This is a genomic window from Streptomyces sp. DH12, from assembly GCF_020873895.1.
In the GTDB taxonomy this organism is placed as follows: domain Bacteria; phylum Actinomycetota; class Actinomycetes; order Streptomycetales; family Streptomycetaceae; genus Streptomyces.
Window position 1 is genome coordinate 1 of the sequence record NZ_JAHWGT010000794.1, and the last position, 486, is coordinate 486.

Here is a 486-nt window from a genome sequence, read left to right on the forward strand (position 1 = left end):
TGCCAGTGCGGACGGATCCGCGGGTCGGGCGCCGACCCCAGCGCCCCCGAGGTGATGCGCGCCACCACGTCCCCGTCGCTGCGCAGCACCACCTCCTCGCCCTCGTAGTGCACCTCGCAGCCGCCGGGCCGGCCGGACGCCCAGTCGAAGACCTCGCCGTAGAAGATCGCCGCGTCGAAGGCGTCCCGGGTGTGCAGCCGGACGAACGCCAGCTGCGCCCGGCGCCAGGTGGGCCAGTCGGAGAACAGCTCGCCCTCCCACACGCCGAACGTCGCCCCGTCCCGGTCCGCGAGCAGCGCCGCGCGCCCGGGCGGCAGCGAGATCGGGCCCACCGCGGCGGTCCCGCCGCGCTCCTGCACCCGCGCGGCCGCCTCGTCGGCGCTGCGCACCGCGAAGTAGGGCGTCCACGCCACGGCCATCTGCCACATCCCGGCGACCGCGGCGATGCCCGCCACCGGCCGGCCGTTCGCCAGGGCCACCCGGAAC

General features: G+C 77.4%; 1 pseudogene. It reads right to left on the bottom strand.

The window, feature by feature from the left end:
- Nucleotides 1–486 (bottom strand): annotated as a pseudogene (locus LPA54_RS37105) (VOC family protein); the annotation flags it as partial.